Source organism: Streptomyces sp. NPDC047525 (assembly GCF_040643025.1).
Lineage (GTDB): Bacteria > Actinomycetota > Actinomycetes > Streptomycetales > Streptomycetaceae > Streptomyces > Streptomyces durmitorensis.
Genome location: NZ_JBEYTL010000004.1, coordinates 415,885 through 441,226, shown reverse-complemented (window position 1 = coordinate 441,226; position 25,342 = coordinate 415,885). Strand labels below are relative to the sequence as shown.

Sequence of the window (25,342 nt, the reverse complement as noted above, 5' to 3'; positions counted from 1 at the left end):
CATGCCCCGTATCCGCACCGTCCTGCTCGTCACGGGCGCGGCCCTGCTCGCCAAGCGGGCCATGCGGCGCCGCATCGACGCGTCCCCGCTGTGGCCGCTGCCCGCCCTGGAGGAACCGGTCTCGGGCCGCCCGCGTTCGCGCGCGCTGCGGCTGCTCGTCACCCGGCACGAGACGGTCGCCGACGGCGTCGTACAACTGCGCCTGGAGGGCGACCACTTGCCCGCCTGGGAGCCGGGCGCCCACCTGGATCTGGTCCTGCCATCGGGCCTCGTCCGCCAGTACTCGCTGTGCGGCGACCCGGAGGACACCTCCTCGTACACCGTCGCGACCCGCCTGATCGGCGAGGAGCAGGGCGGCCGCGGCGGTTCGCGCGAGGTGCACGAGCAGCTTCAGGAAGGCACGGAGGTCGAGGTGCGCGGCCCGCGCAACCGCTTCCCGCTGGCCGACGCCGATGCGTACGTCTTCGTGGCGGGCGGCATCGGCATCACGCCGATCCTGCCCATGCTGCGGGCGGTCGAGGCCAGGGGCCACGAGTGGCGGCTCCTGTACGGGGGACGCTCCCGTGCCTCGATGCCCTTCCTGGAGGACGTGGAGAAGCTGGCGGGCACGACCGCGGGACGGCTCACGGTCGTCACGGAGGACGAGGGAGGCCGCCCGGACCTCACCGACTTCCTCGCGGACCTGGCGCCCTCCACCGCGGTCCACGTCTGCGGCCCCGAGGGCCTGATGGAAGCCGTGGCGGCGACGCTGCCCGAGGGCGCCGAGCTGCACCTGGAGCGCTTCACGCCCCACACCTCCACGGACGGCAACGCCCCCTTCGAGGTGGAACTGCGCCGCAGCGGCCGGACCCTCTCCGTGGCCGCCGGCACCACGGTCCTGTCCGCGGTGCGCGCCGAGCTGCCCAACACCGCGTACTCCTGCGAGCAGGGCTTCTGCGGAACCTGCCAACAGCGGGTCCTGGAAGGGGAGATCGACCACCGGGACGAACTGCTCACGGACGCCGAGCGCGCCGACTCGATGCTGATCTGCGTGTCGAGGGCGAGCGGCGAGCGAATCGTCCTCGACATGTGAGACATGTGGCGAGAGATGTGAACAGTTGGGGCGGACCGACCCCTTGGACGGCCGGATCTGCTCGGTAAGGTGTTCGCATGACTACCGGGGTGCGCCGCAGAATGGGTGTCGAGGAGCGGCGGCAGCAGTTGATCGGGGTCGCGCTCGACCTGTTCAGCCACCGCTCGCCCGACGACGTGTCCATCGACGAGATAGCGGCGGCCGCGGGCATCTCGCGACCGCTGGTCTACCACTACTTCCCGGGCAAACTCAGCCTGTACGAAGCGGCGTTGCAGCGGGCGGCCGACGATCTGGCCGACCGCTTCGTGGAGCCGATGGAAGGCCCGCTCGGGGCCCGCCTGCTGCGCGTGATGGGCCGCTTCCTGGACTTCGTGGACGGCCACGGACCCGGCTTCTCCGCGCTGATGCGCGGCGGCCCCGCCGTCGGCTCGTCCACCACCAACGCGCTGATCGACTCGGTGCGGCAGGCGGCGTACATCCAGATCCTCGCGCACCTGGGCATCACCGACCCGCCCGCCAGGCTCGAACTGGTGGTCCGCTCCTGGATCTCGCTCGCCGAGTCCACCGCGCTCATCTGGCTCGACGGACGCCGCATTCCGCGCGCCGAGCTGGAGCTGCAACTGGTGCACGACTTCGCGGCGCTCGCCGCGGTGAGCGCCGCGTACGACGAGGAGATGGCGGGGATGCTGCGCCGCATCCTCGCCGAGGAGCCGCCGGAAGGCCCGTTCACCGAGCTGATCACCCGCCTGGTCGGCCTTGTCCCGCAGGAGCAGAGCAGTTGACCCACCGCCTTGCCGGCGAAGAGGACATCCCCACCCTCGTCGCCCTCTACGACGGCGCCGCGCACTGGATGCGGGCCCGGGGGATCGAGCAGTGGAAGCCGGGCGAGAAGGGCGCGGAGCACTTCCGCGGGCGGATCGCGTCGGACGAGGTCTGGCTCGCGTACGACGGCGAGATGGTCACCGGGGCGTACGAGGTGTGGTGGTCGGACGAGCCCGCCTGGGGCGAACAGCCGCCCGTCGCGGGCTATGTGCACCGCCTGATGACGCGACGCGGCGCCCCGGCGGGAACGGGCCGCGCGATGCTGGCGCGCGCCGAACGGCGCATAGCGGAGGCGGGCCGTGACCGCTGCCGCCTGGACTGCGTGGCGTCCAACCCGCGGCTGCGGGAGTACTACGAGGCGGTGGGTTACACGGTGGTGGGGGAGCTGCCGGGGAAGGTGGCGGCGGACGGGAGCACGTACGGCGTGACCCTCCTGGAGAAGGATCTGCGCGCCCCGGTCCCGTCCGACGCCTGACGCCTCAACGCAGCGTCGACACCTTCGTGCCGTCCGCGAGCCGCCCGGTGAGCCCCGCGCGGGCGCCCCGCTCCAGGGGCGCGGCCAGGGTGTTGCCGCGGGTCGAAGACCCTCCGGCGGCCTTGACCGAGACGACGTCCCTGCTGCCTGCTCCCAGCAGGTACCAGTTCCCGCCGCGGGACTTCCACCGCACCCCCGCGAGCACCGAAGGCTCCCGCGCCCCGCACGCCGCCGAGTCCTCGGCCTTCGCCGCGACGGCCGCCGCGCCCGACGCCTGGAACTGCGCGAGGGCCCGGCCCCCGTCGCCACGCCAGGTGTCGGCCCGGGTGCAGAGCCAGGCCGCCGAGCCGTTGGCCTCGGGCAGCGCCTGACGCGCGTACTGCCAGGAGTTCACGGACCGCACGCCGTTCGAGCGCGCCGCGGCGAGCGAGCAGGCGGTCGACGACCAGTCCACGGCCGACGCCTCGCGCGGGGCCTGCGGGCGGCCCGCGGTGAGATGGGCGGGGACGAGTTCGCCGAGGTCGGAGGAGAGGCGGTTCGTGCCCGTGTCGTCCCGCAGCTGGAGGGCGTTCCAGGACGTGCACTTGCTGGCCTGCGCCGGGCTGGCGAAGGGCCCGGTCACGCCCTCGCCGTCCCGCTCGAGGGGGGTGGCGCTCCCGCCCGGCTTCAGCAGGTCACGTACGCCGACACCGCCCACCCAGGGCGCGGTCAGGTACCGCACGTTGCCGTCGACGCGGTTCACCACCACGGCTCCCGCCTCGGTGCTTGTCGCGCCGTCCACGCGGGCGAAGTCGAGCGCGGCTCCGCTGGTGCCGTCCTTCGGTTCGGCGTACCGCACGATGCGCAGGCCGTCGTAGAGGAGCACGACCCGGGCCGCGTCGACCTCGCCGGCGAAGAGGAGTTGCGCGGGTCCGGGAGGTGCGCCGGCCGCCGTGCCGGGCGTGGCGGAGACCTGCACCGACTCGCCGGGCCTCGCCCAGACGGCCAGGGCCCGCCGCAGCAGGGCCTCGTCGCCGGTGAGCGCGCCCCTGGCGGGCCACACCGAGAAGTCCGCCCGCGCGGAACGCTTCCACGCGCCGGCCGCGACCTTCGTCAGCTGCCCCGGGTCGAGCGCGGCCTGCCCGGCCGGATTCTTCGCGTACGCGGGCGCGGCGGCGCCGTCGGGCCCCCACCCGTCGCCCGGAAGCCCGAGCAGGGCCCCGCAGACCAGGGCGGCCGCGAGCGCGACGCCCGCGGCCTTCATGTGCTGCCTGCGGCGCATCAGATCGGTGGGCCGCGCCTGGAGGGAACAGGGGTCGAACTCGGGGGACTTGAGCAGGTCGTACGCAGCCTCCACGCCGTCGGCCTCGGCCAGCGCGGCGGCCGGCTCGTCGACGCCAGCGGCGTCGAGCACCTTGCGCACGTCGCCGTCGGGGAGCCGTTCAAGGCCCCGCAGCACGTACGCGGCCCGCGCGGCGCCCGACAGGGCCGAGAGCCGCTGGTCAAGGGCGAGTTCGTCGGCGCCGCCCGACCGCGGGAAGAGCCGCAGCCCCCACACCTGCGGAAGGAGCGGCGGCAACTGCGCGCGCCTGGGCCAGGCCTTGCGCCGCAGGGGGAGCCCGGCGTCAAGCGCGGTACGGACGACGCGCAGCCGCACGTACGCGTACCCGGGGTCGCCATTGCGCCCGTCCCCCGAACGCTGTACCGGAATGCCCTCCGCGTCGTCCGGCCTGCGGCTGCGGGGCAGCGCGCGCTGGGTCAGCGCGTGGGCGGTCAGGACCCGCCGGTTGCGCCCGAGGCTGGGCGGGAGGACCAGGTACGCGAGCCGCACCAGGCGCGGATAGTGCTCGACGAGGGCGGCCTCGGCCTGCTCGACATCGACGACGCCGGAGAGATCCTGGGACGGGGCGGGGGACTTCACATTCGACGACACGTTCAGCAAAACGAGCGAATCGTCAGTTGGTCACCTCTCGGTGAGCTCTCGCGCATAGTTGCCCATGGACCTTTGATACCGGGGGAGATGGGGCGCGAGGGCGCCGAGCACGAGCGCGAGTCCTTCGCGCTCGCGCCCGAGACTGGCGAGACAGAGGGCGAGCGTGGCCCGCACGGCATCGTCCAACTCGTCGCCGGGTCCGTCCAATTCAGGGGTGAGCAGCGCGACGCCCTCCTCCGGCTGCCCGATGTTCCGCAGCGAACTGGAGAGTTGGATGAGGGTGCGCCGCCGCCGATACCCGTCGAGCCCGCGCTCCAGGGCCTCCCGGTACAGGGGTACGGCACGGTCCGAGTGACCGGTGGAATCGAACGCACAGGCTCGCTCGAAGGGGGCGAGGGGACTCCCCTCGGGCAACTCGTCGACCAGGGCGTCGATGACGCCCCGGAACTCCCCGGCGCGGTCCTCGCCGTACTCGTCGAAAGTGCCCCACGCCGCGTCCAGCCGCTTCTCCCACGCCATATCCATGGCCACACATTCGCATGCCGTGATGGATGCCGGGAGGAATTGTGCTGCCCCCGGCACCCCGAGCCGCGTACCTCAGTCGATTCCCCACTCACTGAACTCCACGGTCCCCCGCCCTCCGTCGCCCCCATTGGTCGCACTCATGAACAGCCCCACATCCTGCGCCGCCGCGGCCCCCGGCACCTCCACACTCGCCACCACCCGCCAGCCGGCCCCGCCGTCCGTCGAGCACGACCCCGTCACGACGCCACCCTTCCGCCCGAGCCGCAGCAGCACCGGCGCCTTGATCCCCGTGATGCGCTTGTACGTGTCCAGCGTTCCGTCGCCGTTCGTGTCGTACGAAAGGACCACCCCGTTCGCCGGTGTGACCGCCAGGTCGACGAAGCCCGGTGAACCCGCCACCCCCATCGCGTTGCGCGCGATCAGGCCCGCTCTGGCCCAAGGGCCCGTCACCGCCTGGGAATCGACCCGGACCGTCACCGTGACCCCGTCCCGCAGCGCACCCTCCCGGTACAGCGTCCCGAACTCCGTCGTGCCCTTCCACAGGTCCGCGCCCGCGCCGTTGATCGCGTAGCGGCCGTCCAGCTCGCCGAACACCGCCGCGTTGTTCGTGAACTTCCGCCAGCTCGACCCCACCGGGCCCGCCTCGAAGAGCACGCCCTCGTGGACGGCGCGGACCCGCCGCTCGCCCTCGGGCCCGTACCGCACCTCGATCTCGTACGGAAGCGGCCGCAGCGGACGGTCCAGGGGTGTGTCCGGTGCGCTCGCGCGCCACGCCACCCTGCCCGTCCCCGCCGGAGCCACCCGCGGCAGCGACACCGGGCCCGACGGCTCCGCGTCGATCCCGCTCAGCCGGAAGTCGACACGGCCCGTGGCCCGCAGTCCGTTGACGTTGCGGAAGACCGCCTCGACCCGCGCCTGTCCGCCGGGCGGGAGCGACGGCGGGTCGGCCACGACCTCCAGTGACCCCTGGTAGGGCGCCCGCGCCAGCACGTCCCTCACCCGTGAAGCCGTCCGGTACGCGTCGCCGATGCCCCGCAGGGGATAGTCCTTGCGCTCCCGGGTCCACGGCTCCTCCACCGCGAACCAGTCCACATCGCGGGGCTCGCGCCCCGCGTCCAGCGCGTCCGCCAGTTCGTCGAGCCACTTCTGCCACCGGGGGACGTAGAAGTCGGCCATCAGTCCGGCCCATTCACGGTTCCCGTACTCGTGCAGCTTTCCGCCTTCGGACGTCGCCCGGTCGCCCCACACCGTGATCAGCACCTTGGCGGTCCGCTCGAACTCCGCACGCTCCGCGTCGGTCGTGCCCATACGGCGCGCGGACTCCACCCAAGGGCCAAGGAGGAACGCCGAGTTGGTGCCCACCAGCTCGTCCGACAGGCGCATCAGGCGCAGCCACAGCGTCGACAGCGTCCGGAACGTGTCCGCGTCCTTCCGGCCGTACGCCGCCCGCAGCTGCGGCAGCAACTGCCGGCTCCGGTGCGCGAGGGCCTGCCGTGCCACGTCCACCACGTCGTACCGGTACGCGGCGCTGCCCCGCAGCGCGCCACGGACCCCGATCAGACCGGCGAGCGCCGCGTCGAAGCGGCCGGGGTCGTACGTCAGGGCGCGCGGCGCGTACTCGGCGGCGCGGTTCGCCGCCAGGTCGGGGCGGGCCGCGAACAGCGAGTCGTGCGGGTCGCTCCGCTCGACGGCGGTGTGCCGGTAGGCGGTGTCGTGCAGGGCCCGCCACGCGCGCCCCGCGTCGGCGTCGCGCCCTCCGTAGCGGAAGCCCGCGTAGCCGTCGAACCAGGATCGAAGGTCCAACTTCTCCTCCGACCAGGCCAGTTCGGAGAAGAGCTCGAAGGCGGCAGGGTCCCGGTCCGTCGCCTCCGGCATGAACGCCGTCCCCGCGAGCGCGCTCCCGCTCTTGTCGCGCCACGCGAAGAACTTCTCGTTCCAGATGTGGGCGCGGGCGCCGATCGTCGTACGGCCGCCGAAGTTCGGGATGGTGCCGAAGGCGTACGGCGTGCCGCCCCAGTCCTTCTCGCGGTCGGTGACGCTCGTGAACCGGTCGGAGACCCCGTCCACGATCAGCATGCGCCGCCGGTCGATCGCGTCGAGCAGGGCAGGCAGCGGATTGGCCTCCCAGCCCAGGATCACCCAGGTCGCACCGGGGCGCGCCTTCCGCAGGGCCGCCTCCACACCGCGCGCCGCGTCCGGCACCGGGACGTCCCCCGCGGTGCCGCCCTCGTGCAGCAGGTCCATCTTGAAGCTCTCTGCGGCTCCGAAGAGCTGCTCCTGGTGCCGGTAGAAGGAAGCGGCGACCTTCCCGAAGGACGCGGTCCTGGGGTCCAGCCAGTCGGGCCGCTTGAACCCGTGCCAGGTGCCCTGCGGCACCACCCGCGCGTCCCCGCCGTTGCGTGCCACGAATCCGTCCGGGACGTGCCCGTAGTAGCCGGGAAGCACCGGCGCCATCCCCAGCGAGCGCAGCCGGTCCACGATCCTGCGCCCCAACTCGGCGCGTTCGGCGATCAGTTCGGCCGACAACGGGCCTCCGTACCCGGACAGGTTCTGCAGCAGCCACCACGCCTGGTGCGACGGCGCGGGCAGCCACGCGCGCGCCTCCGCGTCGCTGTAGCCGAAGTCCTTGAGCACCCGGTGGTAGACGGCCTCGGCCCCCGCGATCACCAGGACCTCGTTGCAGCCGTGCAGGGCGAGTACGTCGATCATGCGCTCCCAGTACGCCCAGTCGGCGTGCGGCGCGGTGTACCCGTCGTTCGTGTCGTTCAGGGCGAACCGGTGCGCAAGCGCGGTGGACCGCTCCAGCGGGCGGGACGGCGCGGGCAGCTTGCGCGGCAGGTCCAACTGATCGCCGTTCCAGGCGATATGGGCCCCGCAGACGTACTTCAGATACCAGTGGACCCCGGTGAGCAGCACGGCGGGCGTCGTGCCGGACACATCGATGCGCCCCGTCGTGCTCGAAACCCGGAACCGGTCCGTGCCGCCCTTCGCGGGGACGAGTCTGAGACGGAACTGTTCCGTGTGATGCGGCAGGAGTCTGTTGAGTGCTGAGCGCGCGGAATCCGTATCGAGGGCGAAGGCGGGGGCCTTGACGGGCCCTTCGGCGGCGTGGGCCGGAACCGCCACCCCGCCGACGGCGGCACCGAGGCCGATGGCCCCGGCTGTGCCGAGCACGGAACGTCGGGACGGATCGGTCATGTGTACCCCCTGGGTCGAATGGTGCGGCGCACGGTATCCGTGCGGCCTCCCGCGCTCAACGGTGCATACGGAGGTGGCGAGTTCACCTCGCCTGAAGGGACTGGTGGGACGATGAAGGCAGCGCGAAAGACGCTTGCGGGCGCGAGCAGGGGCATGCGAAGGAGCATGCGCACGGGCATGGGTGTGGGGATGCTGCTGGTGCTTGTGGCGTGCGGCTCGGACGGCGACGACGCGGTGCCTGACACGGCGAGCGGCAGCCTGGAGCAGCTGGCGGCCAAGGCGCGGTGCAAGCCCGACATCCAGACGGATGCGGCCGAACTGCGGCAGGCCACCTGTGACAAAGGTGCCCGCCGCTACGTCCTAGTAACCTTTACAAATGCCCGTGGCCAGGCCGAATGGTTCGACGAGGCGACCGATTACGGCGGCACGTACCTCGTCGGCAAGAAGTGGATCGCGGTCGGCGAGGAGAAAGTGGTCATGCGGCTGCGCGGCCGGCTCGGTGGGACGGTGGAGAAGTCCTCGCACCACTCGGGGAGTAGCGGTGGTGGGGATCACGAGGACAAGAGCCCGGGGCACTCGGGCCACTCCGGTCACCACACGAGCTGACCGCGCAGCGGTATGGGGGTCAGCTTGCGTAGGGGTTGCTGCGTACTGAGCCGATCAGCTCGGCTCAGTTGCAGCGCTTGCCGCTGTTGATGCACTTGGCCACGCGCTGCATCAGCCCTTCGTCGAAGACGTTGATGAAGTCACCGTGGTCGGTGATCGGTTTGTGCAGCTGCTCGGGGAACGAGTCGACAGCGAATCCCGGGCCCGGCGGCACGTCGTAGACGATGCGCTGCACCAGCTGCGGAATGGCCTTGAATCCCTGCGGGCATGCGCCGCTCTGCTCGTCGGCGAAGGCCACATGCGTACGGTGGTTGGCGCTGTCGGTGTTCTGACCGTCCCAGCAGCTCTGGAAGTTGAAGGTCCGCACGACCTGGCTGCCTTCGGGGCAGATCGGGTACTTGTCCTTCAGCTGGCGGTCCTCGAAGCCGGTGCAGCTCCAGGACGCGTTGGCGTTCGCGTCGCCATTGGTGAGGGCTTTGGCATCACCGGTGATGATGCGCAGGAAGCGCGGCATCGCGACGACCTTGCCCGTCGGATTCCCGGCGAATTTCAGCGTGACCGATGACGGCGTCTGGATCTTGCCGACATTCTGGTCCTTGCCGCCGCCGTCCGCCTGGGCGTCGTTCTCGTCCTCTCCGTTCTGCAGCCTCAGGACCGGCCAGTAATACGTCGACTTGTCCCCTTGGTTCCGGCATGTGGTGTCGCCGTTGGCGAGATCGTCATCGCTGGAGAAGGCGTCCGTGGCCTGATTTCCGATGTAATCGTGCATGTGGTGAGCGCCATTGCTCACGCCGGGTGCGGCGATGACATTGTCCGGATTGAACTTGCCGTTCTCGTTCGTCCCGCATTTCGTGGTGAAGGTGCCGCGCGACGCGCCGCGCTGTTTGTCGGGGCGGTTGACGTTGGGCTGGACGGAATTGATGTCGACGAAGTCGCCGGCCTCGGGCCCGTTGCCGTTCTGCTGGTCCGGAGGCTGCTGTGCACCGTCGTCCGGCGGCTGCTGCTGGTCGTCGCCGTCGCCGGGCGGCTGTTCGCCGCCGTCCTGCGGAGGCTGCTCCTGGCCGTCCCCGTCCTGCGGGGGCTGCTGCTGCCCGGCCGAGTCGTCGGCCCGCATGGTGCACGGCGCCATGCCGTCGATCCCCTGGGGCGGCTGACCGCCCGCCTGGTCGATGGAGGAGCCGATGCCCTCGATGGTCGGCCGCCGCTGCTCCTCAAGGGGTTCGAGCACGGCCTTGGCCTGCTCGGTGTCCTGTGCGTCGGCGAACTTCTCGTACGCGGCGGTGATCTGGGTGTCCAGCTCCGCGAGTCTGCGGTCGACGTCCTCGCGGGCGTCGTCCGGCACGTCGGAGAGCTGGGTGCCGACGTCCGGGCAGCTGATGGTCGCGAGGCCCAGGTTGTCGCCCTGCGCGCCCGACTGGGTCCTGGCGGACGGCGAATCGGGGCCTTCCCCGGCGTTCGCGTAGACATTCACCGCGACCATTCCGCCGCCGCCCAGGATGAGAGCCGCCGAGGCGGCGATCGCGCGCCCGGCGAGTTTTGATCGTTTTCGTGATGTGCGTCGTGGTGTGCGTCCCATGGGACTACGTACGCAACAGGAGCCGAGCCTGTTCAATCACGCGAGGAATTGCTCTGCAATCCCTCGCGTGATGGGTCCGTCGATCAGTCCGGAGATCCGCTCAACGCTCTTGATCGAGATAGGCGAGTACGGCGAGGACCCGCCGGTTGTCGTCGTCGGAGACCGAAAGGTCCAGTTTCCCGAAGATGTTGGACGTGTGCTTGGCGATAGCCCGCTCCGTCACGACGAGTTCCCCGGCGATCGCCGCGTTCGACCGTCCCTGCGCCATGAGTTCGAGCACCTCGCGCTCGCGCGGCGTCAGTTTGCCGAGCGGCTGGTCCGCCGACCGCCGCGACAGGAGCTGCTGGATCACCTGCGGGTCCATCGCGGTGCCGCCCGACGCGACCCGGCGTACGGCGTCGATGAACTGGTCGGCGTCGAAGACCCGGTCCTTCAGGAGATAGCCGACCCCGCCGTTCCCGTCGGCGAGCAGCTCGCGCGCGTACAGCTGCTCCACGTGCTGGGAGAGCACGAGCACGGGAAGACCCGGCCGTGCCCGCCGCGCCGCGAGCGCGCACTGGAGTCCCTCGTCCGTGTGGGACGGCGGGAGCCGGACGTCGACCACGGCGACGTCCGGCTCCAACTCGGCCAGGGCCTTGGTGAGTTCGGGCCCGGTCTCGACAGCGGCGGCGATCTCGAAGTCGAATGCCTCCAGCATCCGGACCAGACCGTCACGCAGCAGGAAGAGATCTTCGGCTAGGACAACTCGCAAGGGATCTCCATGGTCACCATGGTCGGGCCGCCCGCGGGACTGCTGACGGCCAGTACGCCGTCGAATGTACCGAGCCGGCGTTCGATCCCGCTCAGTCCGGACCCCGCCCCTATGGACGCGCCGCCCTTGCCGTTGTCGGTGACCGCGATGCGCAGCATGCCCTCCGCGTGGTGGATGTCCACCCAGACGCGGTCCGCGCCCGCGTGCTTGATGGTGTTCGTCAGGGCCTCGCTCACCGCGAAGTACGCCGCCGCCTCCACCGGCTCATCGGCCCGCCCGAGCAGCTCCACGTCCACGTCCGTGCGCACCGGAAGGCGCAGGGCCAGGGCCTTCACCGCGTCGCCCAGGCCGCGCTCGGCGAGCACCGGCGGGTGGATGCCGCGGACCAGGTCGCGCAGCTCGGTCAGCGCCTCGCCGGAGTTCTGCCGGGCCTTGGCGATCAGTTCCTTGGCCTTGGCGGGGTTCTTCTCGATCATCGCCTCGATGGTGCCGAGGTCCATGCCCATCGCGACCAGGCGGGCCTGCGCGCCGTCGTGCAGGTCGCGCTCGATGCGGCGCAGTTCGGCGGCCGAGGAGTCCACGGCGTCGTGCCGGGTCTCGGTCAACCGGTCGACGCGCCGGGCCAGTTCACGCTCCCGCATGGAGACGGTGGGCGCGAGCAGCGAGCGGGTCAGGAGGAAGTGGGCGCGGAGGATGGCGGGGCTGGAGAAGATGCCGACGACGCCGAGCGCGGTGCCGAGCAGGGCCGCCATGTTGGCGTCGGTCTGCGAGGTGACGTGGATGAAGCCGTACCACTCGCCGCCGCCCGCGTCGTAGATCGGCTCCCAGACGCCGAGGGCGAGGACGTAGCCGTACAGCGGGTAGAGCAGCAGCGCGGGCGCGAAGATCACCGTGACGAAGCCGGCGGTCATGTCGACGAGAAGCCACTGCAGGTCGCGCCAGGTCGCCGGGTCCTTCAGGAGCAGCGAGGTGCGCTCCACCTGACCGGTGACGCCACTGCGCAGGTCCGCGGGGAAGGGGCGGTAGGGCCGCGGGATGTGGACGTCCGACCACGCGCCGGCCTGGGCGCGGCGCAGGTCGGCCCACTTGCGTACGCCGGTCAGGACCAGCGGGGTCGTGAAGACGCCGATCCCCAGCGTGATGAAGGCGATGGACAGGACCGACAGCACGAAGAGGGTGATCGAACCGGCGAGCATGATGACCGACAGGAAGAGCCCCCGGGCTCCCGCGATCACGGATTCACGGACCCTCGTCATTTTCTGATCCCCATCTCTTCGAACGGCATGGCCACATTCTCGCCGCAGAGATCGGTGCGGGTCATTGGGTCCGGCACCCGAGCAGGGGGTGTACCTGACGACACCCCCGCACCTCGCCCTGTGCTTCGGACAGTGGGGGGCTCGGCGGCTGGGTGGGCGGGCCGCCGATTTCTAGCGTTGTCCCCGTCATCAACCGGCTTATCCAAAGCTTACTTATGGGGGCGAAACGCCATGAGGCCAAACCTCGCGGCACGACTCGGTGTGTGGAGCGCACACCATCGCAAGACGGCCATCCTCGGCTGGCTGCTCTTCGTCGTGCTCGCCACGACCATCGGCGGGGCCTCGGGCATGGTCACCGCGTCCGACGACGAAATGGGGGTCGGCGACTCGGGCCGGGCCGCGACGATCCTCAAGGACGCGGGCGTCGAGGAGCCCGCGGGCGAGCTCGTCATGGTCAGCTCCAGGACGGCGGACGGCTGGCGGGGCGCGGCGAGCGACCTCTCCGAGGCGCTGAAGGCCACCGGCGAGACCCGGGAGATCCAGGCGCCGCTGCCCTCCGAGGACGGCAGGGACGGACTGCTCCGCTTCGAGATGAAGGGCAAGTCCGACGAGGCGGCCGACCGCGTCCAGCCCGTGCTCGACGCGGTGCAGAAGGCCAAGGACGAGGGCGCCGCGAACGGCATCTCCGTCTACCAGTTCGGCGACGCCAGCTCCGAGAAGCACCTCGGCGACCTGCTCTCGGACGACCTCACCAAGGCCGAGTTCACCGCGGTGCCGCTGGCGCTTGGCATCCTCCTGGTCGCCTTCGGGGCCGTGGTCGCGGCGCTGCTCCCGGTCGGCCTCGCGCTGACCGCCTGCATCGGCGCCTTCGGCCTGCTCTCGCTCGCCAGCCACCAGCTGCACCTGTTCGAGACGACGTACTCGGTGATGTTCCTGATGGGGCTCGCGGTCGGCGTCGACTACTGCCTCTTCTACCTGCGGCGCGAGCGGGACGAGCGGGCGGCGGGGCATGACGCCGAGACGGCGCTGCGGATCGCGGCGGCCACCAGCGGGCGGGCCGTGCTGGTCTCGGGCCTGACGGTGATGGTCGCGATGGCGGGCATGTTCCTGTCCGGCCTGCTCCTCTTCAAGGGCTTCGCGGTCGCCACGATCCTGGTGGTGTGCGTGGCCATGCTGGGCTCGGTGACGGTGCTTCCCGCGCTGCTCTCCGCACTCGGCGACCGGATCAACGCGGGCCGCATCCCGTTCCTGAACCGCAAGGGCAAGAAGGGCGCGCACGCCAGCGGCGGCATCGCGGGCAAGCTCCTTCGCCCCGTCCTCGCCAAGCCGAAGTTCTTCGCCGTCGGCTCGGCGGTCCTGCTCCTGGCGCTCGCGGCGCCCGCGCTCGGCATGAAGACCGAACAGCTGGGCCTGGAGAAGCAGTTCGGCTCGGACGCCCCGCTTTCGGTCTCCTTCCGGGAGATCACCCAGGAGTTCCCGGGCGGCCCCGCGCCGGCCCAGGTCGTCGTCAAGGCCGACGACATCGAGTCCAAGGAGATGCGCGCCGCGCTGGCCGCGGTGGTGCGGGACGCGGGCAAGGGCGCCGAACTCACCGTCCACAAGGGCGCGGGCGTGGCCGAGATCGACGTACCGCTGCCCGGTGACGGCAGTGACGCGAAGTCGAAGAAGGCGCTCGGCGAACTCAGGGACGACGTGGTCCCCGCGGCCTTCGACGGCCTGGACGCGGAGGCCTACGTCGGCGGGGACCTCGCCTCGTCCGAGGACTTCAGCGACCAGCTCAGCAAGGGCATCGTGCCGGTGTTCGCCTTCATCGCGGCGGTGACGTTCCTGCTCATGCTCTTCAGCTTCCGCTCGGTGGTGATCGCGGTGACGTCCATCGCCCTCAACCTCCTTTCGGTGGGCGCCGCCTACGGCGTGATGACCGCGGTCTTCCAGCACGGCTGGGGCGCGGAACTGATCGGCTCGGAGCAGGTGGGGGCGATCGAGAACTGGATGCCGCTCTTCGTCCTCGTGGTGCTCTTCGGCCTGTCGATGGACTACCACGTCTTCGTGGTCTCGCGGATCAGCGAGGCGCGCGACCGGGGCCTGGACAACCGCGCGGCGATCCGCGAGGGCATCACGCGGACCGCGGGCGCGGTGACGGGCGCGGCCGTGATCATGGTGGCGGTCTTCGGGGTCTTCGGCACCCTGTCCATGCAGGACATGCAGCAGATGGGCGTGGGCCTCGGCGTGGCGGTCCTGCTGGACGCGACGGTCGTACGGATGGTGCTGCTGCCGTCCCTGATGACGCTCCTGGGCGAGCGCAACTGGCGTACGCGGGGGCCGGTGGCACCTGAGCAGTCTGACCCCCGGCCGGTTCCGTCCGCCGCGGTGTAGCTCTGTTGGGGAGCGCGGTGATCTGCGGGCCGGCTGTGGCTGGTCGCGCAGTTCCCCGCGCCCCTTACAGGGCTCCCCGTGCCCCTGCTAAAGCCCCAGCGCCTTCGCTTCCTTCTCCGGGGCCAGGCCCACCACCGGACGGTCGGGGCGCTGCGGGGCCACTCCGCCGATCGACCGGAGCCAGGCCCACGTGTCCGCGACCGTCTCCGCGACCGGACGCACACGGAGCCCCGCGGCCACCGCCTTCTTTGGCGACGTGCGGTGCATGGAGTCGTGCATTTCTCCCGGCGGAGCCCACACCGGGAGCTCCGTCCACGGCTCGATGCCGTGCTCGGCGATCACCGAGGGGTCGGTCCACCGCAGTTCCACGTCGTCCGCGCCGGCCACGGCCACGCACGCCTTCAGGAGCTCTTCCGTCGTCATGTGCGCGATGGGGGAGACGATGTTGTACGGGCCGTGCAGACCCGCGAAGGCCGCGTCGAGAACCCACTCCGCGAGGTCCCGCCCGTCGATGTACTGGAGGTCCAACTCCTTTGGCCCCGGGGCCAGTACGGGACCACCGTCGGCGACGCGATTCAGCCACCAGGGCAGCCGCCCGATGTTCTCGTACGGACCGAGGATCAGCCCCGCACGGGCGAGCACCGTGCGCTCGGCCCCGAACTCCGCGACCGCCGCGAGCTCCCCGCCCCGCTTGCCCTCGGCGTACGCCACCGCGTCCGCGCCGGGATCACCCTCGACGAGAGGGTGGTTCTCGTCGGAACCCGCCGCGATCGGCCACTGGTACACGGAGACGCTCGACACGTACACATACCGCCCCGCCCGCCCCGAGAGCAGCCGCGCCGACTCGCGCACGGCCCGCGGCGCCCCCGACCAGGTGTCGACGACGACGTCCCACGCGCCGTCGGAGGCGGCGAGCGCGTCGAGGCCGCCCTCCGCCGTCCGGTCACCGAGCAGCGACACCGCTCCCGCGGGTGCCTCATGGCGACCGCGGTGGAAGACCGTCACCTCCCAGCCACGCGCAAGGGCCGCCTCGACGACGGCCCGCCCCACGAACTCCGTACCACCCAGCATCAGAAGTCTCATGCCGACGACTCTGCACGCCGGGAGCCGCCCGGGGAACAGGTTTCTGCTAGCGGCAGAGCCCGGCCCCGGGCGGGAAGCCCGAGGTCAGCGGGTCGTCGGCGGTGCGTACTTGTAGCCCACGCGCCGCACCGTCTGGATCGTCTGACGGTGATCGGAGCCGAGCTTGCGCCGCAGCCGCGCGATGTGGACGTCGACGGTGCGCCCGTCGCCCACATGCCCGTACCCCCACACCGTGGTCACCAACTGGTCGCGCGTGTGCACCCGGTGGGGGTGGGCGACGAGGTGGGCGAGCAGCTCGAACTCCAGGTACGTGAGGTCGAGTTGGCGGCCGTCGACCTCCGCCGCGCGCTGCACGGTGTCGATCCGGACAGGCCCACCGGAAGCGGGCCCCTGCGCCTGACCGGCGGGCTGCAGCGGCTCGGGCTCGGCGGCGTGCGGCTCCTGCCCGGCCGGTACGAGGACCAGGTAGCCGATCATCGGCGGCTGGCCCGGCAGTGTGGGCAGCGTGTGCTGGGGCGCGGGCAGCCAGGTCGCGCCCGGCGGCAGGAAGTCGGTGATCTGCACCACCTCGTCCGGGGCGACGGCCCGCAGCCGCCCCCGGCCGGGGCTGGTCAGGGGCGTGGCGGTGGCGGTGGAAGCGGTGGACGCCGAGAAAGTACGGGAGTTCGCCATGGAGGTCAGCTCTTTCGCGCGGAGGAGTCGTCAGTCGTCGAGGACGTACGTACGTGCGCGTCAGGCGAAGGCCGGGTGAACGGCTTTAGAAGGCCTGCGCGTTCCTCGCGCGGCAACACACCCGGTCGAAGTCATGGTGCTGACGGGAAGGCCAGAACGGCTCGAGGTCGTGGTGACGACCTGTCGCGGTGTTCCCGTAGCTGCCCATGACCCCATTGAAGCAGATGGGAGGGGCCGCGGTCGTTCCCTCTCGCACGCTGATACGCCTCCTTGGACAACCCTTGGCGTGAATTGGTCCCTCCGCTCCCGCATGCCGCAGGGGGCGCCCACCGGTTCGGCGGGCGCCCCCTGCGCAATCCTGCGGACGGGCGGGATCAGACCTGGCCGGCCTTCTCCAGGGCGGTGCAGCACGTGTCGACGAGCAGTCGCGTCACGACGTACGGGTCGACGTTCGCGTTCGGGCGGCGGTCCTCGATGTAGCCCTTCTGCTCCACCTCGACCTGCCACGGGATGCGGACCGAGGCGCCGCGGTCGGAGACGCCGTACTTGTACTCGTCCCACGGGGCGGTCTCGTGCAGACCGGTCAGGCGGTCGTCGATGCCGGCGCCGTAGTTCTTGACGTGGTCGAGCGGCTTCGAGCCCTCGCCGAGGGACTCGCAGGCGGTGATGATCGGCGCGTAGCCCTCGCGCATCGCCTTCGTCGAGAAGTTCGTGTGCGCGCCCGCGCCGTTCCAGTCGCCCTTCACCGGCTTCGGGTCGAGCGTGGCCGACACCTTGAAGTCCTCGGCGGTGCGGTAGAGCAGCCAACGGGCGATCCACAGCTGGTCGGAGACCTCGAGCGGCGCGAGCGGGCCGACCTGGAACTCCCACTGGCCCGGCATGACCTCGGCGTTGATGCCGGAGATCCCGAGGCCCGCCTTGAGGCAGTTCTCCAGGTGCGCCTCGACGACGTCACGGCCGAAGATCTCGTCCGCGCCGACGCCGCAGTAGTAGCCGCCCTGCGCGGCCGGGAAGCCGCCGACGGGGAAGCCGAGCGGGCGGTCGCCCTCGAAGAAGGTGTACTCCTGCTCGATGCCGAAGATCGGCTCCTGCGAGGCGAAGCGGTCCTCGAGCTCGGCGAGCGCGGCACGGGTGTTGGTCTCGTGCGGCGTCATGTCCGTGTTGAGGACCTCGCACAGCACGAGTACGTCGTCGCCGCCGCGGATCGGGTCGGGGCAGGTGAAGACCGGCTTGAGCACACGGTCGGAGGCGTGACCCTTGGCCTGGTTGGTGCTGGATCCGTCGAAGCCCCAGTTGGGGAGCTCCGCGCCGTCCGCCATGATCTTCGTCTTCGAACGGAGCTTGGCGGTCGGCTCGGTGCCGTCGATCCAGATGTACTCAGCCTTGAAGGTCACGGGGGCCATCCTTTAAATGCTCGGTACGGCGCAGAACGTGCGGGTGCTGCGGTGCCGTGGTGATGCGGGCAGCCTGCCAACGGGCGATTTCCCGTCCATTGCTCGAATGTGAACCCCGTGTTACCTGCGGTGCGTGTGGCTCACTTCACGTCCCGCGTCACTTGATGACGGCGTTGGCCGCCACGATGAGCAGCCCGATCGCCGCGTCCGCCAGGCCGAGCAGCACCGCCGAGCGCCGCCGGTAGCCCGCTCGGAGCGCGGCGAAGGTGCCCCAGGCGAGGAGGAGGGCCGCGTTCAGGAGGAGCGCGGTGTAGGTGACGGGCGCCTCGGGCCAGCCGAACGTTCCCGCGAGCAGCAGCAGCCCCACGGTGGGCCAGCAGGCGACCACGACCGGCCACTCGTCCATGAGCTCCCACGCCAGTTGCCGCCACCGGTGCAGACCCGATCCGGGCCGGTGCGTGGACATGTGGTGCGCGTATCCGTGCGCGAGGGCGGCGGTGCCCGCGGTCACCATGATCCAGGCCGCGTCGTAGCAGGGCGTGTAGGCCTGTGCCTCCGAGTGCAGTGCCGCGATCAGCGCGCTCGCGAGGATCGTGCCGTATACGCCTCCAGCGGTCAGGTTCCGCACGGTGCGCTCCTCTCCGTTCCCCGGATCCGTCGTCCGGCCGGCGGTGTGTGGAGTGCCCAACGCTATGGAGGCATATGTAACGGTTTGACGGAGACGGCTCATCGGTCGGCAGTCATCTGCTCCGCGCCCGGCCCCGCACCGGCGTCCGTCGGCGGCTACCGGGACAGCGCGTCCCGTACCGCCTCCTCCGTGCGCCCCACCACGGCGGTGCCGTCGTCGGCGGTGATGATGGGGCGCTGGATGAGCTTGGGGTGCTCGGAGAGCGCCGTGATCCAGCGGTCTCGGCCCGAGGCGTCGCGCGGCCAGGCCTCGCGGTCCTTCAGGTTCAGCTCCTTGGCGGCGTCCTCCTGGGTGCGCGTGATGTCCCACGGCTCCAGGCCGAGCCGCTCGAGGACGGCGCGGATCTCGTCCTCGGTGGGGACGTCGTCGAGGTAGCGCCGGACGGTGTAGTCGGCGCCCTGAGCGTCGAGCAGCGTGAGTGCGCTGCGGCACTTGGAACAGGCGGGATTGATCCAGATCTCCATGCCGCACACGCTACCCGCGACCCATCCGTCACACCGCCTCAAAGGCCGTCTGGCCAGCGGCGATTGTCAGTGCCCGGCGGTAGAATTGAAGCAATGTTCGAGGGTTCCCGACGGGGGTTCCTGATCGCGACAGGAGGATGCCTGTGCCCGCTGCCGCACTCACATCTAAGTCGAAGCGCAACGCTTCCCGGCCCGTGTTCATCGACCCGACATACGCACCACTGGAGAAGCGACCGCTCCCCGCGGGACGGCCGCGCGAGTGGTACATCACGCACAACCGGCGCCTGAAGGCCATGCGCCTTGCGATAGCCCTGCTCGACTCGGGCGTCTATCTGGCGAACCAGGCCAACAACACCAGGATCCGGAGCATGGCGGAGGACGTGGGAATCCACCCGCCGTCGGACATCACCTGCCACATGGTGCGCGCCCTGATGCGGTACAGCCGCTGAACTGCCGCGCGGACGCGTAAGGGTGGGGGCCAGGGGTCCCCACCCTTACGCGTGGTTCATGCTGACCGCATGACTCAGCCGGAAACCGCCCCCGCCCAGCAGGAGCCAGCAGGCGAGCTGCCGCTGCTCGTCACCGCTCAACTCCCGGACGGGGCGCGGTTTCCCGTGCGCGGCCTGCGCGGGAGCGAGACCCCTTCCCGCCCCGCGCCGGCCGTCCTGATCCTGCCCGCCATGGGCACCCCGGCCCGCTATTACCGCGCGTTCGCACGCCAGTTGCACGCGGAGGGGCTCACCGCCCTGACCGTGGACATGCGGGGACAGGGGGAGAGCACCCCGCGGGTCACGGACGCGGACGCCGTCGACCACGGCTACCGCACGATCGTCGAGCAGGACCTCGTGGCGGTCATCGAGGCGATACGCACCGAACTGGGACCGGAGCCCGCCCTGTACCTCCTCGGCCACAGCATGGGCGGCCAACTGGGGCTCGTGCACGCCGCGTTGGGGATCGGACCCGGAGTCGACGGAGTCGCCCTGGTCGCCTCGGGCTCCGTCTGGTTCCGCGCGTACGGCCCTCTGCGCGGGCCCCTGCTGCTCATCGGCGAGCTGTTCGCCGCGGCGGCGTCGACCCTGCTCGGCCGGTGGCCCGGGATCAGGCTCGGCTTCGGCGGCAACCAGCCCAAGGGCGTCATGCGCGACTGGGCACGCCAGGGGCGTACGGGCCGCTACTCGTCCCCCGGCTCCCCGCACGACTACGAGGCGGCCCTGCGCACCCTCGGCCTGCCCGTCCTCGCGGTCTGTGTGGAGGGCGACACCTGGGCACCCGCACCCGCCCTCGACCACCTCGTCGGCAAGGTGCCGGGCGCCCGCGTCACGCGCACCCGGTACTCCACCCAGGAGGCGGGCGGCCGTCTGGACCACTTCGCGTGGACCCGGGCGGGCGGAGCGCTCGCCAAGAAGGTGGCGGCATGGGCGGTCGCGGGCGGAAGCTGAGGTCCCGACACACGTGCGGGGACAGTTCACCCGTTCGGCGTACCCGGCATGCGTAGCCGCCCGTGGGGGCATTGGCTGCTCCTGACGGGAGGCTGCTGCGGGGGGCTGCCGACGGAGAGGGGAGCGGGGCGATGACCACTCCGGACGAGCGTGCCCGGCAGGGCAAGGACGCCCGCAAACGTGCCTCCCGCTCCTCGCACGGGGCCTGGATACCCTCCGCCGACCGCGCCGACCCCGTCGCGGTCCTGGAGCGGCAGGGCGCGGGCCGCGTCCAGGAGCTGCTGCCCATCCGGTACTCCCGCATGGCCGCGTCCCCGTTCTCCTTCCTGCGGGGCGCCGCCGCCGTCATGGCGGGGGACCTCGCCGTCCAGTGGAACACCGGGCTCACCGTCCAACTCTGCGGCGACGCCCACCTGTTGAACTTCGGTCTTTACGCATCCCCGGAACGCGCCCTGCTCTTCGACCTCAACGACTTCGACGAGACCTGCCCCGGCCCCTTCGAGTGGGACGTCAAACGCCTGGCCGCGAGCATCGCCGTCGCGTCCCGCGACAACGGCCACCCGGAGAGCGGAGGACGCGAGGCGTGCCTCGCGGCGGTGGCGGCGTACCGCGCGTCGATGAGGCGCCTCGCGGGGCTCGGCGAACTGGCGGTCTGGTACGAACGGACGGACGCAGAGGCCCTGTTGCCCCTCGTCCGCTCCACCCGCCACCGCAAGCGCGTGGCGAGCGCCCTGGACCGGGCCCGCAGGCGCACGAGTCTCCAGGCGCTCGGCAAGCTGACCGAAGAGGTCGAGGAGGCAGGCGGAGGCCGCCGGATCATCCACGACCCGCCGCTCCTCGAACCGGCCGGTGTCACGGAACTCGCGGCCGTGCGCAAGATCTTCGGCGACTACCGCTCCACGCTCTCCGAGGAGCGCCGGCTCCTCCTCGACCGCTACCACTTCGTGGACGCGGCGCGGAAAGTGGTGGGCGTGGGCAGTGTCGGCACCCGCTGCTTCATCGTGCTCCTCGCCGGGCGCGACGCCGACGACCCGCTCTTCCTCCAGATCAAGGAGGCGGTCCGCTCGGTCCTTGAGGAGCACCTTCCGGCGGGCCCGTACGTCCACCCCGGGCACCGCGTGGTCGCGGGCCAGCGCCTCATCCAGGCGGCGAGCGACATCTTCCTCGGGTGGATGACGGGTCCCCAGGGCCGCGCCTTCTACTGGCGTCAGCTGCGCGACATGAAGGGCTCGGCGGACGTCGAGGCCATGTCCGCAGCGGAGCTGCGCTCCTACGCCGGGCTCTGCGGCACCGCCCTGGCCCGCGCCCACGCGCGCTCCGGCGACCGCATCGCCATAGCGGCCTACCTGGGCGCGTCCGACACGTTCGACCGCGCCCTTGCGGACTTCGCGCTGCGGTACGCCGCACAGAACGCCCAGGACCACGCGGCCCTGACCGAGGCCATCGCCTCGGGCCTGGTGAACGCCGCAGGGGCGGAGGACACCGCCGGTGCCTGAGCCGCGCCCGCCGAAGGCCTGAGCCGCTCCCGTGGAAAGATCGCGGCGTGGCGAATCCAGTGACCGTATGCACGCTCGGCGGCACCATCTCAGCCCGGGGCGGCGGCAGTTCACCCCGCCTGACGGGTGCCGAGATCCTCGCCGGAGTGGCGCCCGACGTCACCGTGGACGTGCGCGACGTCCGGCGCCTGCCCAGCTCCTCCCTCACGATCGAGGACATCGCCGCCCTGGCGGAGCTGATCGACGAGGCGACGGCCGCGGGCCACGGCGTGGTCGTGGTCCAGGGCACCGACACCCTGGAGGAGACCGCGTTCCTCCTGGACCTCACCTGCACCGCACGCCCCCGCACCCCGATCGCCGTGACCGGCGCCATGCGCCGCCCCGACCTGCCGGGCGCCGACGGCCCCGCGAACCTCGCCGCGGCGATCGCCGTCGCCGCCGACCCGGCCTGCGCCGGTCTCGGCGTCGTCACCGTCATCGCGGACGAGGTCCACGCCGCACGTCACGTACGCAAGACGCACACCACCTCGACGGCGACGTTCGCGTCCCCCGGCGCGGGCCCCCTCGGCACGGTCACCGAAGGCACGCCCCGCATCCACCTCCGCCCCACGCGCCCCACCGTCCAACGGCCCCTGCGCCTCCGCGCGCCCGTGCGCGTGGCCCTGCTCACCCTCTCCATGGGAGACCGCGGCGAACTCCTCGAAGCCGTGGACCACCGCTTCGACGGACTGGTCGTCGCCGCCTTCGGCGCGGGCCACGTACCGACCTGGCTGGTCGAACCCCTGGCCGCCCAGAGCGCCCGCATCCCCGTGGTCCTCGCCTCGCGCACCGGCGCGGGCCCGATCCTCGGCCACACCTACCGAGGCCCCGGCTCCGAGTACGACCTGCTCGGGCGAGGCCTGATCTCCGCGGGCCCCCTGGACGCCCCCAAGGCCAGGCTCCTCCTGCACGCCCTCCTGGCGGACGGCGCCGACCGCACCAGGACGGCGGACGCCTTCGCCGCGCTGCGGGAGTGACCCCCACCGCCCATGATCGAACCCATGGGCACGAACGACGAGGCCGCCGCGGCGAAGCCGCAACCTCTCACCGAACGCCACGCGTCCTGGATCGAGCTCTTCTTCGACCTCGTCGTCGTCGCCGGTGTCGGCCAGCTCGCCCACCTGCTGCACGAGGACCCCTCCCTCGCCGACGCGGGCCTCTACCTCCTCCTGTACCTGGCCTTCTGGACGGCCTGGGCCTGCTTCACCGTCTACGGAAACGTCGAGGGCGACCGCGTCAGGGCGCCCAGCATGCTCCTGGCGATGTTCGGCCTCGCCGTGATGGTCGCGGCGGTTCCCGGCGTACGCGAGGACGAGCACGTCGCGGCGTTCGTCGTCGCCTACGTCTTCCTGCGCTGGCTCGCGGGCCGCGTCTGGCGGCGCGGGCAGGTCGTCGTGGACTGGCCGCTCGCGCAGTTCGGCGTGGGCGCCCTGCCCTGGCTGATCTCGCTCTGGGTGCAGGCGCCCGCGCGCTACTGGCTGTGGGCGGCGGGCATCGCGCTCGACCTGGTGATCATGCTCTGGGTCGACAGCGACCGCATGCTGCGCGGGGCGCGGGAGAAGTTCGACCAGGCCGTCGCGTACCGGGGCGGCGGCAGGCGGAACGACGCGCGGCGCCACCCGGAAGGCGAGGCACCGGTGATCGCGGCGGCCCCCTCCGAGTCCGGGCATCTGGCCGAGCGCCTGGGCCTGTTCGTCATCATCGTGCTCGGCGAAGGCGTCATCCAGATCACCACGGCGGCCTCCGACACCCCCTGGGACGCGGCGCTCGCCGTCACGGCGACCGGCTCGTTCGCCCTGCTCATCGGAGTGTGGACGCTCTCGCTCCTGTACGGCTTCGCGGGCGTGCCGCATCTGAAACCGGCCAGGCTGCCCGTGCGGTTCGCGATGCTCCTGCAGTGCGTGACGACGGCCGCGATCGCCGCCCTCGCCGCGGGCCTGGGAGCGGCGGCCGAGCACGCCCACGGGCCCGCCCCCGACGGCGTACGCAGGCTGCTCTGCGCGAGCGTCGCGGCGTACTTCGGGATCAGCCTGCTCACCGGGCTCTTCACCGGCGCGGAACGCCCGTGGCTGCTCGGCTGGAGCCTTCCCTGCACGCTCGCGCCCCTGGCCCTGGGCTTCTTCGGCGACGGGATCGGCGTCGGCTGGCTCGTCTGGGCGCTCGCGGCCACGGTGTTCTGGCAGGTGCTCTACGCGCCGGGACCGCCCGGCACGACGCTTCCGCCGGGCGGGCACGGCACCCGGCGGAAGCGGCTCAGACGTACCTGGGACGACTAGACGCCCCGGCCTTCGGGAGGGCTAGCGGATCTCGTCCGGGACCACCGTCAGCCACCGCTTGTCGGCGGTCACCTTCTGGCCGAGCTCCCGCTGCCGGTCGGCGTTCTTCTTCTTCATCCCGTCCAGCTGCTTCATGTAGTCGTCCTTGCGGTTGACCCAGACCCGCGCCCCGCCGTGCTCCACGTCCGCCGAGTGGAACAGCATCGGGCCGTCGCTCGCCGGGGTGTCGCCCGCCACCAGGACGGGCTTCTTCCACTCGTCGATGTACGTGTTGATGGCCGCGGGCTTGCCCTGGAACCAGGTCATCGGCGCCCACAGGTTCGGCGTCAGCTCACGCCCCGCGAGCTTCTTCTCGTCGAAGCGGCCCTCCGCGATCTCCTTGCGGGAGCTGGTCACCGCGCCGGTCTTGCGGTCCTTGAGCTGCAGGCCGACGCCGATGACGTTCTCGGGCTTCACGTCGTAGCCGTACTTGGGGTCGGACAGGACCATCCGCACCAGGTCCTCGCTGGCCGCGCTGACGACGTACACCTCGATGCCGTGCTTCCGCAGCGACTTGTGGAGCTCCTGCATGCCGGTGAAGAACTCGGGGGTCTTGACCTCGGTCTTCGTCAGCTTCCCGTCCTCGTAGTACTCGGCAGGGATGGGCTTGTCGTGGGCCAGGAGCTCGTCGACGTACCCCTTGAGCTCCTTCAGCGTGAAGCCGGAGAAGATCTGCGCGGCCCACGGGTAGCAGACCTGGTCGTCGACCTCGCAGAGCCGGTTGTAGTAGCTGTAGAGGCTCTCCTTGTGCTTCGCCGTGTCCTTGAAGGGGATGATCTTCAGCGACGGGTCCATCGACTTGCGGGTCAGCACCCCCTTCATCTCCAGGAAGGGCAGGAGGGACTCCTCCAGGTCGTTGCGGTAGGTCGTGTTGTCCGCGTCGAAGACGGCGTACGCGCCCTTGTCCTCGTTCTTCGCGATGACCTTGCCCAGCTTCTTCGCGACCGGCTCGGGCCAGTGCGCCAGCTCGGTCGCGATCTTCGCCGAGGACTTCGCGGTCTTCGCGGAGGCGTCCGCCGCCGTGGCGTCCGTGCTGGGCCACAGCGCCGTCCCCGCCAGGACGGCCGCGGTGAGCGCGCCCGCCGTGCCGAGTACGGCCAGCTTGCCCTTTGCCTTTACTGCCATGATTTTGTGCCCCCTGAGAGCGGTCTGCGCCCCGTCCGGAGCGGCGGGTCATCGTATG

At 71.3% G+C, this 25,342-nt stretch carries 22 protein-coding genes; 10 read left to right on the top strand and 12 right to left on the bottom strand.

Features of this window, described 5'->3' with window-relative positions; translation table 11 throughout:
* Nucleotide 1 precedes the first annotated feature (1 nt).
* The 3 genes from ABZ833_RS14405 to ABZ833_RS14395 all read left to right on the top strand — a co-directional run bounded on the left by ABZ833_RS14405 (nt 2) and on the right by ABZ833_RS14395 (nt 2,369).
* On the top strand, nt 2-1,072 hold the full coding sequence (locus tag ABZ833_RS14405; RefSeq protein WP_361045783.1) for a PDR/VanB family oxidoreductase: 1,071 nt from the start codon (nt 2-4) through the stop codon (nt 1,070-1,072).
* A gap of 77 nt (nt 1,073-1,149) precedes the next feature.
* On the top strand, nt 1,150-1,854 hold the full coding sequence (locus ABZ833_RS14400; RefSeq protein WP_361045781.1) for a TetR/AcrR family transcriptional regulator: 705 nt from the start codon (nt 1,150-1,152) through the stop codon (nt 1,852-1,854).
* A complete protein-coding gene (locus ABZ833_RS14395) occupies nt 1,851-2,369 on the top strand; it encodes an N-acetyltransferase (RefSeq protein WP_361045779.1) in 519 nt (172 codons plus the stop codon). Before ABZ833_RS14400 ends, ABZ833_RS14395 begins: the two co-directional genes overlap by 4 nt.
* A gap of 4 nt (nt 2,370-2,373) precedes the next feature.
* Here ABZ833_RS14395 and ABZ833_RS14390 read toward each other — a convergent pair whose 3' ends face one another.
* The 3 genes from ABZ833_RS14390 to ABZ833_RS14380 form a co-directional block, all read right to left on the bottom strand.
* Complete coding sequence (locus tag ABZ833_RS14390) at nt 2,374-4,281, bottom strand: hypothetical protein (RefSeq protein WP_361045777.1); 1,908 nt, start codon at nt 4,279-4,281, stop codon at nt 2,374-2,376.
* Nucleotides 4,282-4,311: 30 nt separating this feature from the next.
* Nucleotides 4,312-4,806, bottom strand: coding sequence for a tetratricopeptide repeat protein (locus ABZ833_RS14385; RefSeq protein WP_361045774.1), 495 nt, complete (start codon nt 4,804-4,806; stop codon nt 4,312-4,314).
* A gap of 72 nt (nt 4,807-4,878) precedes the next feature.
* A complete protein-coding gene (locus ABZ833_RS14380) occupies nt 4,879-8,004 on the bottom strand; it encodes an alpha-N-acetylglucosaminidase (protein ID WP_361045772.1) in 3,126 nt (1,041 codons plus the stop codon).
* 189 nt (nt 8,005-8,193) lie between these two features.
* On the opposite strand from ABZ833_RS14380, the gene ABZ833_RS14375 reads away from it, so the two are divergent.
* The gene (locus ABZ833_RS14375) at nt 8,194-8,610 is read left to right on the top strand and encodes a hypothetical protein (protein ID WP_361046309.1); all 417 of its coding nucleotides are present in this window, start codon (nt 8,194-8,196) and stop codon (nt 8,608-8,610) included.
* A 64-nt stretch (nt 8,611-8,674) separates the two neighbouring features.
* Here the strand turns inward: ABZ833_RS14375 and ABZ833_RS14370 are convergent, their stop codons facing one another.
* The 3 genes from ABZ833_RS14370 to ABZ833_RS14360 form a co-directional block, all read right to left on the bottom strand.
* Nucleotides 8,675-10,186 (bottom strand): DUF1996 domain-containing protein, encoded by a 1,512-nt coding sequence (locus tag ABZ833_RS14370; RefSeq protein ID WP_361045770.1) that lies wholly within the window; start codon nt 10,184-10,186, stop codon nt 8,675-8,677.
* Between the two features lie 100 nt (nt 10,187-10,286).
* Nucleotides 10,287-10,937: a response regulator transcription factor gene (locus ABZ833_RS14365; protein ID WP_361045768.1), complete on the bottom strand. Its 651-nt coding sequence runs from the start codon at nt 10,935-10,937 to the stop codon at nt 10,287-10,289.
* Nucleotides 10,922-12,193 carry a sensor domain-containing protein gene (locus ABZ833_RS14360; RefSeq protein ID WP_361045765.1) on the bottom strand — a complete coding sequence of 424 codons (1,272 nt, stop codon included), beginning with the start codon at nt 12,191-12,193 and terminating at the stop codon, nt 10,922-10,924. The genes ABZ833_RS14365 and ABZ833_RS14360 overlap by 16 nt, the downstream gene beginning before the upstream one ends.
* Before the next feature lie 231 nt (nt 12,194-12,424).
* On the opposite strand from ABZ833_RS14360, the gene ABZ833_RS14355 reads away from it, so the two are divergent.
* A complete protein-coding gene (locus tag ABZ833_RS14355; RefSeq protein ID WP_361045762.1) occupies nt 12,425-14,569 on the top strand; it encodes an MMPL family transporter in 2,145 nt (714 codons plus the stop codon).
* Nucleotides 14,570-14,656: 87 nt separating this feature from the next.
* Here ABZ833_RS14355 and ABZ833_RS14350 read toward each other — a convergent pair whose 3' ends face one another.
* The 5 genes from ABZ833_RS14350 to ABZ833_RS14330 form a co-directional block, all read right to left on the bottom strand.
* On the bottom strand, nt 14,657-15,652 hold the full coding sequence (locus ABZ833_RS14350) for an NAD-dependent epimerase/dehydratase family protein (protein ID WP_361045760.1): 996 nt from the start codon (nt 15,650-15,652) through the stop codon (nt 14,657-14,659).
* 84 nt (nt 15,653-15,736) lie between these two features.
* The gene (locus tag ABZ833_RS14345; protein WP_361045757.1) at nt 15,737-16,324 is read right to left on the bottom strand and encodes a winged helix-turn-helix domain-containing protein; all 588 of its coding nucleotides are present in this window, start codon (nt 16,322-16,324) and stop codon (nt 15,737-15,739) included.
* Between the two features lie 374 nt (nt 16,325-16,698).
* A complete protein-coding gene (gene glnII / locus ABZ833_RS14340) occupies nt 16,699-17,718 on the bottom strand; it encodes a glutamine synthetase (RefSeq protein WP_283779117.1) in 1,020 nt (339 codons plus the stop codon).
* A 157-nt stretch (nt 17,719-17,875) separates the two neighbouring features.
* Complete coding sequence (locus ABZ833_RS14335; RefSeq protein ID WP_361045753.1) at nt 17,876-18,346, bottom strand: hypothetical protein; 471 nt, start codon at nt 18,344-18,346, stop codon at nt 17,876-17,878.
* 155 nt (nt 18,347-18,501) lie between these two features.
* The gene (locus tag ABZ833_RS14330; protein ID WP_361045751.1) at nt 18,502-18,870 is read right to left on the bottom strand and encodes an arsenate reductase family protein; all 369 of its coding nucleotides are present in this window, start codon (nt 18,868-18,870) and stop codon (nt 18,502-18,504) included.
* A gap of 143 nt (nt 18,871-19,013) precedes the next feature.
* Between ABZ833_RS14330 and ABZ833_RS14325 the strand changes: the two genes are divergently transcribed.
* The 5 genes from ABZ833_RS14325 (at nt 19,014) to ABZ833_RS14305 (ending at nt 24,120) form a co-directional block, all read left to right on the top strand.
* Nucleotides 19,014-19,319, top strand: coding sequence for a hypothetical protein (locus ABZ833_RS14325; protein WP_361045748.1), 306 nt, complete (start codon nt 19,014-19,016; stop codon nt 19,317-19,319).
* A 69-nt stretch (nt 19,320-19,388) separates the two neighbouring features.
* The gene (locus ABZ833_RS14320) at nt 19,389-20,309 is read left to right on the top strand and encodes an alpha/beta fold hydrolase (protein ID WP_361045746.1); all 921 of its coding nucleotides are present in this window, start codon (nt 19,389-19,391) and stop codon (nt 20,307-20,309) included.
* Between the two features lie 131 nt (nt 20,310-20,440).
* A complete protein-coding gene (locus tag ABZ833_RS14315; protein WP_361045743.1) occupies nt 20,441-21,805 on the top strand; it encodes a DUF2252 domain-containing protein in 1,365 nt (454 codons plus the stop codon).
* A 47-nt stretch (nt 21,806-21,852) separates the two neighbouring features.
* Nucleotides 21,853-22,821, top strand: coding sequence for an asparaginase (locus ABZ833_RS14310; RefSeq protein ID WP_361045741.1), 969 nt, complete (start codon nt 21,853-21,855; stop codon nt 22,819-22,821).
* Nucleotides 22,822-22,845: 24 nt separating this feature from the next.
* Nucleotides 22,846-24,120, top strand: a complete 1,275-nt coding sequence (locus tag ABZ833_RS14305; RefSeq protein WP_361045739.1) for a low temperature requirement protein A — start codon at nt 22,846-22,848, stop codon at nt 24,118-24,120.
* Nucleotides 24,121-24,141: 21 nt separating this feature from the next.
* On the opposite strand, the gene ABZ833_RS14300 is transcribed toward ABZ833_RS14305, so the two are convergent.
* Nucleotides 24,142-25,284, bottom strand: a complete 1,143-nt coding sequence (locus ABZ833_RS14300) for a haloacid dehalogenase-like hydrolase (protein ID WP_361045736.1) — start codon at nt 25,282-25,284, stop codon at nt 24,142-24,144.
* Nucleotides 25,285-25,342: the final 58 nt, after the last annotated feature.

What these genes read in the sequence shown, in the direction of transcription:
- ABZ833_RS14405 (WP_361045783.1), top strand. Translation starts at nt 2, where the DNA reads ATGCCCCGTATCCGCACCGTCCTGCTCGTCACGGGCGCGGCCCTGCTC.
- ABZ833_RS14400 (WP_361045781.1), top strand. Translation starts at nt 1,150, where the DNA reads ATGACTACCGGGGTGCGCCGCAGAATGGGTGTCGAGGAGCGGCGGCAG.
- ABZ833_RS14385 (WP_361045774.1), bottom strand. Translation starts at nt 4,806, where the DNA reads ATGGATATGGCGTGGGAGAAGCGGCTGGACGCGGCGTGGGGCACTTTC.
- ABZ833_RS14380 (WP_361045772.1), bottom strand. Translation starts at nt 8,004, where the DNA reads ATGACCGATCCGTCCCGACGTTCCGTGCTCGGCACAGCCGGGGCCATC.
- ABZ833_RS14375 (WP_361046309.1), top strand. Translation starts at nt 8,194, where the DNA reads ATGCTGCTGGTGCTTGTGGCGTGCGGCTCGGACGGCGACGACGCGGTG.
- ABZ833_RS14370 (WP_361045770.1), bottom strand. Translation starts at nt 10,186, where the DNA reads ATGGGACGCACACCACGACGCACATCACGAAAACGATCAAAACTCGCC.
- ABZ833_RS14360 (WP_361045765.1), bottom strand. Translation starts at nt 12,193, where the DNA reads ATGACGAGGGTCCGTGAATCCGTGATCGCGGGAGCCCGGGGGCTCTTC.
- ABZ833_RS14355 (WP_361045762.1), top strand. Translation starts at nt 12,425, where the DNA reads ATGAGGCCAAACCTCGCGGCACGACTCGGTGTGTGGAGCGCACACCAT.
- ABZ833_RS14350 (WP_361045760.1), bottom strand. Translation starts at nt 15,652, where the DNA reads ATGAGACTTCTGATGCTGGGTGGTACGGAGTTCGTGGGGCGGGCCGTC.
- ABZ833_RS14345 (WP_361045757.1), bottom strand. Translation starts at nt 16,324, where the DNA reads ATGGCGAACTCCCGTACTTTCTCGGCGTCCACCGCTTCCACCGCCACC.
- ABZ833_RS14330 (WP_361045751.1), bottom strand. Translation starts at nt 18,870, where the DNA reads ATGGAGATCTGGATCAATCCCGCCTGTTCCAAGTGCCGCAGCGCACTC.
- ABZ833_RS14320 (WP_361045746.1), top strand. Translation starts at nt 19,389, where the DNA reads ATGACTCAGCCGGAAACCGCCCCCGCCCAGCAGGAGCCAGCAGGCGAG.
- ABZ833_RS14315 (WP_361045743.1), top strand. Translation starts at nt 20,441, where the DNA reads ATGACCACTCCGGACGAGCGTGCCCGGCAGGGCAAGGACGCCCGCAAA.
- ABZ833_RS14305 (WP_361045739.1), top strand. Translation starts at nt 22,846, where the DNA reads ATGGGCACGAACGACGAGGCCGCCGCGGCGAAGCCGCAACCTCTCACC.
- ABZ833_RS14300 (WP_361045736.1), bottom strand. Translation starts at nt 25,284, where the DNA reads ATGGCAGTAAAGGCAAAGGGCAAGCTGGCCGTACTCGGCACGGCGGGC.